14 protein-coding genes are annotated in these 13,492 nt (G+C 61.6%); 9 read left to right on the top strand and 5 right to left on the bottom strand.

Annotated features, from left to right (window positions below; all coding sequences use genetic code 11):
• Positions 1–25: 25 nt before the first annotated feature.
• The 3 genes from ACTJJW_RS09470 to ACTJJW_RS09480 are packed head-to-tail and all read left to right on the top strand — an operon-like array spanning position 26 to position 2,888.
• Positions 26–514: a TRAP transporter small permease gene (locus ACTJJW_RS09470; protein ID WP_462644090.1), complete on the top strand. Its 489-nt coding sequence runs from the start codon at positions 26–28 to the stop codon at positions 512–514.
• A complete protein-coding gene (locus ACTJJW_RS09475; RefSeq protein ID WP_462644092.1) occupies positions 511–1,791 on the top strand; it encodes a TRAP transporter large permease in 1,281 nt (426 codons plus the stop codon). Before ACTJJW_RS09470 ends, ACTJJW_RS09475 begins: the two co-directional genes overlap by 4 nt.
• Positions 1,792–1,814: 23 nt before the next feature.
• Positions 1,815–2,888, top strand: coding sequence for a tartrate dehydrogenase (locus ACTJJW_RS09480; protein ID WP_462644094.1), 1,074 nt, complete (start codon positions 1,815–1,817; stop codon positions 2,886–2,888).
• Here the strand turns inward: ACTJJW_RS09480 and ACTJJW_RS09485 are convergent.
• From ACTJJW_RS09485 to ACTJJW_RS09495, 3 genes are all read right to left on the bottom strand, one after another.
• Positions 2,885–3,619, bottom strand: a complete 735-nt coding sequence (locus ACTJJW_RS09485) for a GntR family transcriptional regulator (protein WP_462644096.1) — start codon at positions 3,617–3,619, stop codon at positions 2,885–2,887. The genes ACTJJW_RS09480 and ACTJJW_RS09485 overlap by 4 nt on opposite strands.
• A 98-nt stretch (positions 3,620–3,717) precedes the next feature.
• Positions 3,718–4,860: a CaiB/BaiF CoA transferase family protein gene (locus tag ACTJJW_RS09490; RefSeq protein ID WP_462644098.1), complete on the bottom strand. Its 1,143-nt coding sequence runs from the start codon at positions 4,858–4,860 to the stop codon at positions 3,718–3,720.
• Positions 4,861–4,864: 4 nt separating this feature from the next.
• Positions 4,865–5,443 (bottom strand): MaoC family dehydratase, encoded by a 579-nt coding sequence (locus ACTJJW_RS09495; RefSeq protein ID WP_462644100.1) that lies wholly within the window; start codon positions 5,441–5,443, stop codon positions 4,865–4,867.
• A 199-nt stretch (positions 5,444–5,642) separates the two neighbouring features.
• Here ACTJJW_RS09495 and ACTJJW_RS09500 point away from each other — a divergent pair, with 199 nt between their 5' ends.
• Complete coding sequence (locus ACTJJW_RS09500; protein WP_462644102.1) at positions 5,643–6,806, top strand: acyl-CoA dehydrogenase family protein; 1,164 nt, start codon at positions 5,643–5,645, stop codon at positions 6,804–6,806.
• Between the two features lie 46 nt (positions 6,807–6,852).
• A complete protein-coding gene (locus ACTJJW_RS09505; protein WP_462644104.1) occupies positions 6,853–7,737 on the top strand; it encodes an HpcH/HpaI aldolase/citrate lyase family protein in 885 nt (294 codons plus the stop codon).
• Positions 7,738–7,749: 12 nt separating this feature from the next.
• Here the strand turns inward: ACTJJW_RS09505 and ACTJJW_RS09510 are convergent, their stop codons facing one another.
• Entirely contained in the window at positions 7,750–7,959 is a 210-nt protein-coding gene (locus ACTJJW_RS09510; protein ID WP_462644105.1) for a hypothetical protein, read from the bottom strand.
• On the opposite strand from ACTJJW_RS09510, the gene ACTJJW_RS09515 reads away from it, so the two are divergent.
• The gene (locus tag ACTJJW_RS09515; RefSeq protein ID WP_462644107.1) at positions 7,958–8,368 is read left to right on the top strand and encodes a carboxymuconolactone decarboxylase family protein; all 411 of its coding nucleotides are present in this window, start codon (positions 7,958–7,960) and stop codon (positions 8,366–8,368) included. The two genes, ACTJJW_RS09510 and ACTJJW_RS09515, sit on opposite strands and share 2 nt — an antisense overlap.
• Positions 8,369–8,381: 13 nt before the next feature.
• Here ACTJJW_RS09515 and ACTJJW_RS09520 read toward each other — a convergent pair whose 3' ends face one another.
• A complete protein-coding gene (locus ACTJJW_RS09520) occupies positions 8,382–9,059 on the bottom strand; it encodes a GntR family transcriptional regulator (RefSeq protein ID WP_462644109.1) in 678 nt (225 codons plus the stop codon).
• A 151-nt stretch (positions 9,060–9,210) separates the two neighbouring features.
• On the opposite strand from ACTJJW_RS09520, the gene ACTJJW_RS09525 reads away from it, so the two are divergent.
• From ACTJJW_RS09525 to ACTJJW_RS09535, 3 genes are read left to right on the top strand one after another with little or no spacing between them, the layout of a single operon-like run.
• Positions 9,211–10,401, top strand: a complete 1,191-nt coding sequence (locus ACTJJW_RS09525) for a CaiB/BaiF CoA transferase family protein (RefSeq protein ID WP_462644111.1) — start codon at positions 9,211–9,213, stop codon at positions 10,399–10,401.
• Positions 10,398–12,065 carry a FumA C-terminus/TtdB family hydratase beta subunit gene (locus ACTJJW_RS09530; protein ID WP_462644113.1) on the top strand — a complete coding sequence of 556 codons (1,668 nt, stop codon included), beginning with the start codon at positions 10,398–10,400 and terminating at the stop codon, positions 12,063–12,065. Before ACTJJW_RS09525 ends, ACTJJW_RS09530 begins: the two co-directional genes overlap by 4 nt.
• A 25-nt stretch (positions 12,066–12,090) precedes the next feature.
• Entirely contained in the window at positions 12,091–13,491 is a 1,401-nt protein-coding gene (locus ACTJJW_RS09535; protein ID WP_462644115.1) for an MmgE/PrpD family protein, read from the top strand.
• Position 13,492 lies beyond the last annotated feature (1 nt).

Consider the following 13,492-nt stretch of genomic DNA (forward strand, 5'->3'; position numbering starts at 1 on the left):
CTTTCTAGTTTGCACCAGCCTGGCGGTGGCAACACTCGTTGCCATCGCCCAGGTGCTCCTGCGGAGCATCTTCAACATCCACATCTGGTGGGGTGAGGAGACCATCGTCTACCTCGTCATCTTCTCCACATTCCTCGGTGCGGTCATCACGCTTCGCCACAACGAACACATCGCGGTCAAGGTCTTCGAGCCGTTCCTCGGTCGGGTCGGTCGGCGCCGGATGGATATCCTGGGCATCCTGGTGACGATCGTCTACCTAGCAGTTGTCGGTTATTTTGCCTGGCTTCTACTGTTCGAGCCGTTCTCCACGGCCACAGTCACCCCGACGCTCAAGCTTCCGCTCTGGGTGGTTGAGCTCGCCGTTCCACTGGGATTCACTCTGATGCTGTTGCGTGCGATCGAAATATTGATACGACTGATCCGAGGTCTGCCGGCATCCGTGGACGGCGACAAGACTGAATTTCAACGCGCTGAGGAAGAACTCGGCATCGACGACAGCGAGGCCACATCATGATCGAGGGACTCTTGGCTCTGTTGATCGTTCTGTTCGCCCTGCTCCTCACCTCAGCCCCCATCGCGGTCGCCATGGGATTCACGTCATTCATTTACTTCTACTTCTTCACCGCCATCCCTCTCACTCAGGTTCCGGAACGACTGTTCAACTCCCTGAATTCGTTCCCGCTAATGGCCATCCCCTTCTTTGTCCTCGCGGCGAACCTCATGAGCAGAGGTGGCATCAGCAAGCGGCTCATCTCCGCCTCGAATGCTCTCGTCGGTCATTTCCGCGGGGGCTTGGCCATGACGGCCGTCCTGGCCTGCATGTTCTTTGCGGCCATCTCGGGCTCGAGCCCGGCAACGGTGGTCGCTGTCGGAACACTGATCATCCCGGCCATGATCAAGAACGGCTACGGCAAGAACTTCTCCACCGGCCTCGTCACCACCTCCGGGTCGCTCGGAATCCTGATTCCTCCATCGATTCCGCTCATCATCTACGGCATCACCACTGAGCAGTCGATCGGCGACCTGTTCGTCGCAGGCATCGGGCCCGGAATCATGGCAGGCCTGATGCTTCTCATCCTGGCCGTCGTGATCTCACGCCGAAAGAACTACGGCGCGGGCGACAACGCCATACGCATGAGCAAAGGGGAACGGTTCCGAGCTCTGCGGGACGCGTCCCTCAGCCTGGCCCTACCCATCTTCGTGCTCGGCGGAATCTACACCGGCTTGTTCACGCCCACGGAGGCTGCCGCGATGGCCGTCTTCTATGCCCTCATCGTGTCGATCTTCATCTACAAGGAGATTAAGTTCAAGGACCTCACGTCCATCTTGATGGCTTCGGCTCGAACATCATCCATGGTGCTGTTCATCGTCGCTGCCGGAATCCTCTTCTCCTTCGTGCTCACAGCCGAACGCATTCCCGGTCAGGTGAGTGAAGCGCTCCTCGCGTCGGACCTTACGCCGGTCATGTTCCTCATCCTCGTGAACGTGCTGCTGCTCGTGGTCGGCATGTTCATGGAGACCTCAAGTGCCATCCTCATCCTCGCACCGGTGCTGTTGCCCGTGGCCATGGAGTTGGGTGTGGACCCGATCCACTTCGGCATCATCATGGTGCTCAACCTGGAGATCGGAATGATGACACCGCCTCTGGGCCTCAACCTATTTGTGGCCAGCGGCCTCACTGGGATGAGCATTTTGAGGGTGGCCAAGGCGGCACTTCCCAGTGTTGGCGTTCTGCTCGTAGCCCTGATCATTGTCACCTTCGTGCCGCAGATCTCCACGTTCATGCTGTAGCCACAACCTGACAGGAACCATTCATGCCCGCACCCCAACAAATCTTCTACGTCGCCGTCATTGCTGGCGACGGTATCGGGCTCGAGGTCACCCCCGCAGCCCAGCGGGTCGTCGACGCTCTCGGACACAAACATGGATTCACCATGAACTGGAAGGAGCTGCCATGGGGCAGCGACTACTTTCACGAACACCAACGCATGATGCCGGTCGACGGACTCGATATCTTGTCGAAAACGGATGCGATTCTGCTCGGCGCCGTGGGTAGCCCTGAACTCTCCGACGTGGAGACCCTGTGGGGCCTGCTCATCCCGATCCGGCGCGAGTTCCAGCAGTACATCAACCTGCGGCCAATGAAAACCATCCCCGGTATCCAGTCGCCGCTGCGCAGCGAGAAGCCCATCGACATGGTCGTCGTTCGAGAGAACGCCGAGGGCGAGTACTCGGCGATCGGCGGTCGCATGTATACGGGCCAGCCAGAGGAGGCCGCATTCCAGCAGGCGGTTTTCACCCGTAAGGGCGTCAACCGGGCCGCGCGCTTCGCCGCCGACCTCGCCATGCGCCGCAGCAAGCGCGTCGTCTCCGCAACAAAATCCAACGGCATCGTGCACACGATGCCGTTCTGGGACGAGGTGGTGAGCGAGACCTTCGACGCCTATCCGGAGGTGGAGGTGGAAAGCGTACTTATCGATGCCCTCGCCGCCCGCCTCGTTCTGAGGCCCGAGTCCTGTGACGTGATCGTGGCATCGAACCTGTTCGGCGACATTCTCTCCGATCTTGCTGCCGCCACGGTCGGCTCGATCGGCGTCGCAGCCAGCGCCAACCTCAACCCGGAACGTGAGTTCCCGTCCATGTTTGAACCCGTGCACGGCTCCGCGCCCGATATTGCCGGCCAGGATCTGGCTAACCCGGTCGGCGCCATGTGGGCCGCAGCGTTGATGCTCGACCATCTTCACTGCGCCGCCGCCGCTACCGAACTCACGGATGCTTTCACCGCCGTTATCGCCCGCGGAACAGCCACCCGAGATTTGGGTGGTACCGAATCAACGGAGAGCTTCACCCAGGCGGTACTCGCTGAGCTGGCCGGTACCGCGAGCTAACGATCCATCGCGCCCGCGGCATCCGTTTCACGAAAACTCGTCTCAGCGGATGCCGACGGTGGGTCAGAAACACGATCATCGAAGTGCGCCGCCAGAAGCTCGCCAGCATGTTCGACATGGGCCTGCATGGATGCGCGGGTAGCAGCCGGGTCCCGTGCCCGCATCCCGCGCAATAACTGCGCGTGGTCTTCAACGGTTGCTTCGGGCCAGCCTTGGATACTGGAATAGAAACGTCGGGGGACGTACCGGGTGATGAGCCCCAGTGCCCAGATGATTTTCGGCGCGCCGGCACTGTGGCTGATCGCACGGTGGAAGGCGTGGTTCTTCTCCTCCAACAGCTCGAGATTACCCCGCGCCGCGGCCGCGATCAGCTCGTGATGCAGGGCTTCGAGTTCGGCAAGTTCCTCGTCGCTCGCTCGAACAGCAGCGCGAGCCGCAAGCTCGCCCGCGATGAGCGCCTGAACCGTGAAGAGATCACGAATGTCCTGCCCCGTCAGGGCTGCGACGAGAAAACCACGGCGGGGAACCAACTCAAGGAATCCTTCGACGCGCAGCGTCTGGAGCGCCTCACGGGCCGGCGTCGTGGAGATGCCCAGAGCAGCGCCAATGGTTTCCGCACGCACGGGGGCACCAGGGCGAAGCGCCCCGGACATGATGAGGCCGCGCACGTAGCTTGATGCTTCATCGCTCAGCTGCGGTCGCACTCGAGCGGGTGGACGCGGTGACGTCATGTTTACGGGGCCTTTCGTGAGTCGGGTGCCTTTCGGGGCGACGACCTCCCCTAATTTACGGCATCACTGTGCGGTCGCAAACGGTTCGCCGGGCGCTGTTAGAGCTGCATGCCCAACTCTGCAAGAATCTGCTCGGTCTGCTGCCCGACCCCGGGAACCGGGTCCATGCGAAAACCTGTCTCGCGGCTGGTAACCGGCGGGATGAGACTGCGCACAGGGCCAACCGGTGAATGCACGTCGCGCCAGCGATTGCGGGCGGCGAGCTGCGGGTGCGCCGAGAAATCATGCATGGTGCGCAACTGGGCATTGGCGATATTCGCGGCGTCCAGGCGCGCGAGTACGTCGACGGATGCGAGGTTCCCCAGCACCGCGCCAATCTCGCCGTGCAGGACCGCCCGGTTCTTCACCCGAAGGGCGTTGCTGCGAAAGTCGGCCCGATCCCCCAAACTCGGCTGCTGCAGTACGTCGGCGCAGAACGCGGCCCATTCTCGTTCGTTCTGAATGCCGAAGAACACAGTCCCATCGTTCGTGTCGAACGGTCCGTAGGGGGCGATGGACGCATGCTGCGCCCCACTGCGCAGTGGGGCAGCTCCGCCGTACTCCGCAAAGAAGTAGGGCTGTTGCATCCATTCGCCGAGCGCTTCGAGCATCGACACCTCAAGCACGTCACCGCGCCCCGTCGTCGCCCGCTGTAGCAACGAGGTGAGTATGCCCGAGAACGTATACATTCCGGCACAGACATCGGCGATGGAAATCCCGACTTTGGACGGCGTGGCGTTAGTCCCCGTGACGCTCAGCAGCCCCGCCTCGCATTGTACGAGGAGATCGTAGGCCTTCTTCTGCTCGTAGCTTCCCCCACGTCCGTATCCAGAGATGGATGCGTGAATGAGTCTCGGGTTCACCGCCAAAGCATCATCCGGGCCGACCCCGAGGCGTTCCACGGCTCCAGGCGCGAGATTCTGCACCAAGACATCGGCGCGGGACACGAGTTCATGCAGCACCGCGAGACCCACGTCGCTCTTGAGATCAAGCACGATGCTCTCTTTGCTGCGATTGAGCCATACGAAGTAGCTCGACAGCCCCCGAACCTTTTCGTCGTAGCCGCGGGCAAAATCTCCGGTGTCGCGTTCGATCTTGATCACCCGAGCCCCAAGGTCCGCGAGCTGGCGGGTTGCAAAGGGCGCCGCGACCGCCTGTTCGAGGGAAACAACAGTGAGCCCGAGAAGTGGAAGCGCGCCCATGGCGTTATTTCGCGACAGACGCGGTCGACGAGGGAATCGACGGCAGGGTGGACTCGCTTGGGCGAGCGGACTCGACACTCGGCAGGTAGCCCTCACGGTAGACCAAGAAGGTGCGGCGATAGCTGATCACAATGGTGCTGTCTTGGTTGAATCCCTCGGTGGCGACAGTCACGAGGCCGAGGGTCGGACGGGACTTCGACAGTCTCGTCGACAAGACCTTGGAGCGCGAGTAAATGGTTTCCCCTTCAAAAACGGGATGGGGCATTCGCACCTCGTCCCAACCAAGGTTGGCGTACACATTCATCGACAGGTCAATGCTGGATTGCCCAGTCACCAGTGCAAGTATGAACGTGGAGTTCACGAGCGGCAGACCATATTCCGTTTTGAGGGCGTAATTGCGGTCGATGTGCGTCTTCGATGTGTTCTGCGTCATGAGGGTGAAGAACTGATTGTCCCCCTCGGTGACGGTCTTCCCAAGGGGGTGATAGTAGAGGTCTCCGACCTGAAAGTCCTCCCACAGCCGACCCGTCCAACCGGGAACCACGCGCGTGTGTGAATCAGCGGACAGCGTCGTTTCGACCATGAGTCAAATCTCCTCGGATTGCTTTTTGAAGGAATATATTCTATTTTCAAGCCAATAGTTTCGTGTTAACACTGCAATCTCAAGCATCTGCCTGACTCCACATGGTAAATAATACCCCTCCCTGAATTTGAATATATTATGTAGTCTGAACTCGATCGATGCACTCGCCAGTGCCTCAGGAAGCCAGCAAAGGAGCCAGATGCCTGTACTTCACATTGATCTCGATGCGATTCGACAGCAAACGCGTGAACTCTGTGCGCAGTTTCCCGACGAATACTGGAGGGAGACTGACCGCGAACGCCGCTACCCGCTCGAATTTGTCGAGACCCTCACTCGGGCGGGGCTCCTGTCGGCCCTCATCCCCACCCAATATGGCGGACTCGGACTCGGACTCGTCGAGGCGAGCGTCATCATGGAAGAAATAAATCGTTCCGGTGGGCACTCAGCCGCTTGCCACGCCCAGATGTACGTCATGGGAGCACTGCTTCGCCACGGCAGTAGCGAGCAGAAGCACACGTACCTGCCAGAGATCGCCGCCGGTCGGCTTCGCCTGCAGGCGTTCTCGATCACGGAGGACTCCGCCGGGTCGGACACCACGAGTATCGAGACCGAAGCTGTCGCCGACGGCGACAGCTTCGTCATCTCAGGGCACAAGAACTGGACGAGCCGCATCAACGACTCCGATCTTGCCCTTGTCTTGGCGCGCACCAGCCCGAAGGGTGCCGACAAAACGGTGGGACTGACCCTCTTTCTCGTCGACCTTCGCCAGGTGCGTCGCGAGCAACCCGAGACCTTAGAAACGATCCCGGTGCGCACGATGTTCAACTACGCGACCAATCAGGTACATTATCGAGGCATGCGCGTGCCTGCGAGCGCCGTCATCGGCGACGTCGACCGGGGCTTTCGCTATGTTCTGGACGGCTGGAATGCAGAGCGCATTCTGCTCTCGGCCGAAGCCATCGGCGACGGCTACTGGTTCACCGAGCGCGCCGGTGCCTACGCGAACACCCGAGAGGTCTTCGGCCGCCCCATCGGGAGCAACCAGGGCGTGCAGTTTCCCATCGCTGACGCCTACATGAAGGTGCGGGCCGCAGATCTTATGCGATACGAGGCTGCGAGGCTCTTCGATGCCGGCCTGCCCTGTGGCGCCGAAGCGAACATAGCCAAGCACCTGTCATCGGAGGCCAGCTGGGCCGCCGCCAACGCGTGCCTCGACACCCACGGAGGCTACGGTTTCGTCGATGAATACGACGTCGAACGCAAGTTTCGCGAAACGCGGATGTTCCAGACGGCGCCGGTGAGCAACAACATGATCAAGAGTTTTGTGGCCACCAAGGTGCTCGGTTTGCCCCGCTCCTATTAGAAGCACTCGTCACGCTGAACAGTCCACCGATTCGAAGGAGAATCCCGTGACCACACACATCACCCCGGTCGGCACCGCCGTCACCGCATTATTCGTACCCGGGGACCGCCCCGACCGCTTCGACAAGGCCTCCTCCTCAGGCTCAGACCTCGTGGTCATCGACTTGGAAGACGCGGTGGCACCGGAGCGCAAAGCGGATGCCCTCGTCAACGCCGTGAGGCACCTCGCGCCCGGTCCCGATAGCGTTCACGCGATCGTTAGAGTGAATGCCGAAGGATCAGGGACCCTCACGGCCGAATTCGCCAGCCTCCTCGACCTCGCACACCATCCAGGGCACGGTCTGCTCGGCATCATGCTCCCCAAAACCGAGAGTCCCTCGGCGTTGCTCAAACGTGCGCTCGCCCTTGCTGCCGTTCCCGGTGCACCGCTCGCTCTCGTGCCGCTCATCGAATCAGCCGTGGGCGTGCAGAATGCAGCAGACCTGGCCCGGGTTCCGGGAGTGACACGACTCGCCTTCGGCGCAATCGACTTTGCGCTCGACATTCAGGCCGACTCCGATGACAGGGCCCTCGATTACGCACGGTCGGTGATCGTCGTGGCTTCTCGAGCAGCTGGACTCGCCGGCCCGCTCGACTCTCCCAGCATCGAGATCGCCAAAACTGATCGAGTGGCTGAGTCCGCCGTGCGCGCCCGTAACTTTGGATTCACCGGCAAGCTCTGCATCCATCCGGCACAGCTGGTTGCTGTTGGTGCGGCGTTTTATCCGAGTGCTGCAGACGTCGCCTGGGCTCACTCGGTAGTGGGCGCGACGGGCGGCATCGCTCAGGTCAACGGACAGATGATCGATCTTCCCGTCATTCTGCGGGCGAGGGGCATACTGCTGCGTCACGCTACCACTCAGAGAACGACGACGGCCGAAGGCCCACGGTGATCATGATACTGCTCAGGAGTCGACCGCAGCCGAAATCTTCACTGTCGCGGCCAACTTCGGAATCGACCCCGAGGTGATGGTCAACGTGGTGAACGCGCCAACAAGGCGCAGCCAGGCCACTGAGGTGAAGTGGCCCGGTACTACGAAATCACTAACCGGGTTGTACTGCGCAGGCAAAAACCCGGTCAACCAGCCCGACCGAACCGAAGGAGAACAACTCATGACCAAGAACCCACAAGAATACATCGACGAGATGGCTCGCACCCGCGGCTACGTACTCGATTACCACAAAATCATGGCGAAGCAGGATTTTACGGTACTGCAGGCGACCAACAACCTGGTCTCAGCCGCCTATCTCGATCAGCGCACGCTCGCCCGCACCACGAAAGAACTCATCTTCATTGTGAGCCTCACCGTGATGCGCGCGTCAAAGGGCCACATTCAAAGTCACATTCGTGTCGCCCTTGACCTTGGCGTCACGCCCACCGAGATTCTCGAGGCCATCGAGATCTCCCTGCCCGAGGCCGGAATTGTGGCATTCCAGGCTGGATTCGAAGCCTGGCGCGAGGTGGTGGATGCAGACGGAATCGAACCGACCGCACAAGTGCACGAAGGCGGTTCCGGGCAGTGACCCGGGCATCCACCTAATTGGTAGTGATGTCGAAGGGATCGGCGGCCAGCGCACCGGAATATTGGGCGTTGAGCGCGATGAAGCTGCGCGAGAGGTGCTGCTCCATGGCAGCGCCGGCCGCATCGGCGTCACCCGCGCGCACGGCATCGAGGATTGCGCGGTGTTCGACATCCGAGGCCTCGGCGGGCTCGGGTGAGTCGAGCAACAGATCCCAAGGAAAGACGCGCCAGAGAGCATCAATCTCGTCAACGAGGGCCGGGAGTCCACAGCGCTCGTAGAAGAAGAAGTGGAATTTTCTATTGAGTGCGCGCGCCGTCTCTGAGTCATGCCGCGCGACAGCCTCATTGACCTCGGCGAGCACCTGCTCTGCTTGAGCGAGTTCCAACGGGGACAGGCGAATGGCGGCGCGGCGCATCGCGTAGCTCTCGGTCAGGCGCCGGATGATGTAGGTGGCCTTGGCCCGATCAAAGTTGACGCCGGCAACACGTACCCCCCGGCGCGGCTCGGAAACCACGAGGCTCTCGGCCTCCAGAGCGCGCAGCGCCTCACGCACCGGCGTGATGCTGCTCTGGAACTGCCGGGCGAGTTCATCTTGGGGCAGTTTTGAGCCGCGCGGCAAATCGCCCGAAAGAATCAGCCGACGAAGTTCGTCGACAATCTGGTCCCGTTTTGTAGGGGGTGCAATGGGCATGCCACTTCACTTTCTCGATTATCACGTCACGCGACGGACCCTTTCATACTGTAGCCGAATACCTTCGAGGCACATTAGGTTGATACCGCTTGATTGAAATGATACATTATTTGAAGAAGAATGCATTTTTTCTCAGTGTCGAAGGTTGAATATGTTGCAGAGTCTTCCCCTCAAGGGAATCACCGTCATTTCATGCGAGCACGCAGTTGCCGCCCCTCTCGCCACCCGCCACCTCGCTGACCAGGGGGCGCGGGTGATCAAGATCGAGCGCCCCGGCTCCGGGGATTTCGCCCGCGGCTACGACGAAACCGTGCACGGACTGTCGAGTCACTTCGTGTGGCTCAACCGGTCCAAGGAGAGTCTCGCTCTGGACCTGAAGCGACCAGAGGCTCTAGAGGTGATGCACGAATTACTCGCGACGGCTGACGTCTTCGTGCAGAATCTGGCCCCGGATGCGGCCGAACGACTCGGCCTCGGTGCCGCCTCGCTACGCGAACGGTATCCCCGCCTGATCACGTGTTCCATCAGCGGGTACGGAAGCAGCGGACCCTACCGCGAGGCGAAGGCGTACGACCTGCTCATCCAGTCTGAAGCGGGACTGGTTGCCATAACGGGAACGACAGACGCCCCGGCCAAGAGCGGAATCCCGGCAGCGGACATTGGCGCGGGGATGTACGCCCTTTCGGGCATTCTCGCTGCCCTCTTTCAGCGTGAACGTTCCGGTGAGGGGAGCGCAATCGAGGTGAGCCTGTTTGATTCACTCATCGAGTGGATGGGCTATCCTCTCTATTACACGGAGTACGGCGGCACCGCCCCCGCCCGGGCAGGTACCAGCCATGCCGCCATTGCGCCGTACGGAACGTTTCGCGCGGGCGATGGGGTCGATATTGTGCTCGCCGTGCAGAACGACCGGGATTGGGCCCGTTTCTGCGATGGAGTTATCGAGGATCCCTCACTTGCCGATAATCCCTGCTTCGCCACCGGCAGCAAACGGGTAGAGAACGTCGCGCAACTACACTCCATCATTAATGCCGTTTTTATGGATCACGACGGCCAGGAGATGGAACGCCGTCTTGTTGCGTCGAATGTGGCCTACGCGCGTCAACGAGAGGTAGCCGATGTCCTCACGCACCCACAGCTCACGGCCAGAGACCGCTGGCGAACGGTCGAAACCCCGGTCGGCACCGTGCGTGCCCTGCTCCCGGCGGTGACCGTGATCGGTCAAACACCCCGCATGGATCCTGTGCCGAGCGTCGGCCAGCACAACGAATCGATTCTTGAGTCGCTAGGCTACAGCGCGCAAGCCATAAATGCGCTCAGCGGAGCAGGGGTGCTTCAATGACCGATTCCAAGGAATTCTCCTACACCGAGCAGTTGCCACTGGGGCCACGAACGATCACGATGCGACGCCTCAGCATTGACGGATACCGAATGCGCGGGGCCGGCGATGACGCCGAGCTCGACATCGATCCCGCAACGATTCAATCGCTGGCGGACGAGGCCTTCCGCGACCTCGCGCATTTTCTGCGGCCCGATCATCTTGCGCAACTGCGACGCATCATTGACGACCCCGAGTCCTCGGCGAACGACCGGTACGTGGCCCTCGATCTTCTGCAGAACGCGAACGTGGCCTCGGGGGGCGTCTTGCCGATGTGTCAGGACACGGGGACCGCCATCATCTCTGCCAAGCGCGGGCATCGCATCCGCACCGACGGAACCGATGCCCGCAGTCTCTCCCGCGGCGTGTACCAGGCCTACCGCGATCTCAATCTGCGGTACTCGCAGATGTCGCCCGTGAACATGTGGACCGAAGCAAATACGGGCAATAACCTGCCCGCCCAGATCGACATCTCGCTCGGGCAGGGGCTCGAATACGAATTCCTCTTCATGGCCAAGGGAGGCGGCAGCGCCAACAAGTCCTTCCTCTACCAGGAGACGAAGTCCATCCTCGATGAGGAGAGGATGCTCAAATTCCTCCGCGAGAAAATTGAGAGCATCGGAACGGCCGCCTGCCCTCCGTACCACCTCGCGGTCGTCATCGGCGGAACGTCGGCCGAGTTCGCTCTGAAGACGGCGAAGCTCGCCTCCGCCCACTACCTCGACACCCTTCCCACCGAAGGTGGGAATGCGGGAAACGGTTACCGCGACCAGGACTTCGAACAGAAGGTGTTTGACCTCACGACGAAGATCGGGTTTGGAGCCCAGTTCGGCGGCAAGTACTTCTGCCACGACGTGCGGGTCGTGCGGCTGCCCCGGCACGGCGGTTCCCTACCCGTCGCCATCGCGGTGTCGTGTTCAGCCGACCGCCAGGTGCTCGGCAAGATCACCCCGGAGGGAGTGTTCCTTGAGGAGCTTGAACGCGACCCCGCACGCTTTATTCCGAGCGTCGGGCTGGAAGAGATAACGGATGCCTCGGCATCCGTCACCATCGACCTCACCCGTCCCATGAATGAGATTCGCGATCAACTGAGCGCGTGCACCGTGAGTACGCGTCTCTCCCTCAACGGCCCCCTGATCGTGGCCCGAGACATTGCCCACGCGGAGATTCGCGCGCGGATTGCGCGCGGCGAGGGGATTCCGGCCTACTTCGCGGAGCATCCAGTCTATTACGCCGGTCCAGCGAAGACACCGGAGGGATTGCCGTCCGGGTCCTTCGGACCCACCACCGCGGGCCGCATGGACGGGTATGTTGAGGAGTTTCAGGCACTCGGCGCCTCTCTCGTCATGCTCGCCAAGGGCAACAGATCGGCGGCCGTCACTGCCTCGTGTGCCCGACACGGCGGCTTCTACCTCGGCTCGGTGGGCGGGCCGGCGGCACGGCTGGCGCAGGACTGCATCCGTTCCGTCGAGGTGATCGACTATCCCGAGCTGGGCATGGAAGCGGTCTTCCGCATCGACGTCGAGAACTTTCCCGCGTTCCTCATCGTTGACGACAAGGGAAACGATTTCTTCAAGAAAGATGACCGACCCGTCATCGGACTCGGGCCCACCAGGCTCGCCGACTAATCCCGCACATCCTGAAAGGCGCATCATGACGAACTCAACTCTTTCGCACCTCCTCGCGGCCCACGCTGTCGGCACCCAACCGGTGTCCGCCGAGCTCGCTGGCTGGATGCGGCTGCTCCTTCTGGACTACCTCGCGGTGACGGGCGGCGGGTACAACCGTGAATCCGCGGTTGCGGCGCGAGAGTTCGCTCAGATCTCCCCTGAAAAAACCGCGTTCTTCCCGGCAGCCCTCTATGGCGGGAACGGGCTCGCCGCCGAGGGCTTCATGAGCATTGAGGATGCGGCTCTTGTCAACGGCATCACGGCGCACGGGCTTGAATTGGATGACACCTTTGAGGAATCGTCCCTGCACCCGGGAGTGGTCATCTTTCCGACCGTACTGGCGATGGCTGGTGGGGAGGGCACCACGGTAGCTCAGGCGCTGCGGGCGGCCATTGTGGGTTACGACGTCATGTGTTCGGTCGGTGTTCTGCTCGGTGCCGGTGAAAGCTATGGTCGGGGTTTTCACCCGACGGGAGTCGTCGGAGCCCTCGGGTCCGCCGCCGCCGCCGCATCCGTTCTCGGCCTGACTGTGAGCGAAGCGACTCACGCGCTTGGTCTGGCAGCCAACATGGCGTCGGGGTCACTGGAATTCCTCTCCGATGGTTCGTGGACGAAACGACTGAACGCCGGCAACGCGGCCGCGACGGGAATTCGCGCAGCCAAACTTGCGGCCGCCGGTTTCACGGCCCCCGGCACATCGATCGAGGGGCGCGACGGATTCCTGCGACAGTATGGGGCCGGCGTGGTGGAAGGTCGCGAGCTGATTCTGGAATTCGGACGCAGCGCCCTCGACACATCGATCAAGTTCTATCCGTGCTGCCGGTACATGCATGGAAGCATCGATCTGTTGCGGGACATTCATGTCGAGTACCCGCAGCTTGCCGTCGCCGACGTCGCACGCATCAATGTGGGCGTCATCCAGGCCGGCGCCGCTCTGGTGTCAGAACCTGCGGCTCGCAAACTGGTGGTCACGAGCCCCGTCGACGCCCAGTTCAACATGCCGTTCGGCGCGGCGGTTGCCTTGGCGACCGGAGAGGCAGTTGTCGACCAGTTTGATGATGCACCCGCCGTCGCGTCCCACCTGCACGAGTGGATGGAGAAAGTGCAGTGCTACTCCAGCGACCGACTTGAGTCAGCATTCCCTGCGCAGTGGCAGGCGGAGGTCAGCGTGCTCCTGGTAGATGGCACGATCATCGAACGGCAGGAAGACTCCTTCCGCGGTGCTCCTGGTGACCGCGCCGAGTGGGCCGACATCGTGTCGAAGGCCGAAGGGCTGGTGGGAGCCCCAATTGCGCGAGCCCTTGCCGACATGGTCCAGGGGCTGGAAGACGACGACGTGATTGCGGAACGTACCTCATTCCCTGTCGCCCTCCCCCAGCACTAAC

Source organism: Rhodoglobus galactosidasius, from assembly GCF_054957775.1.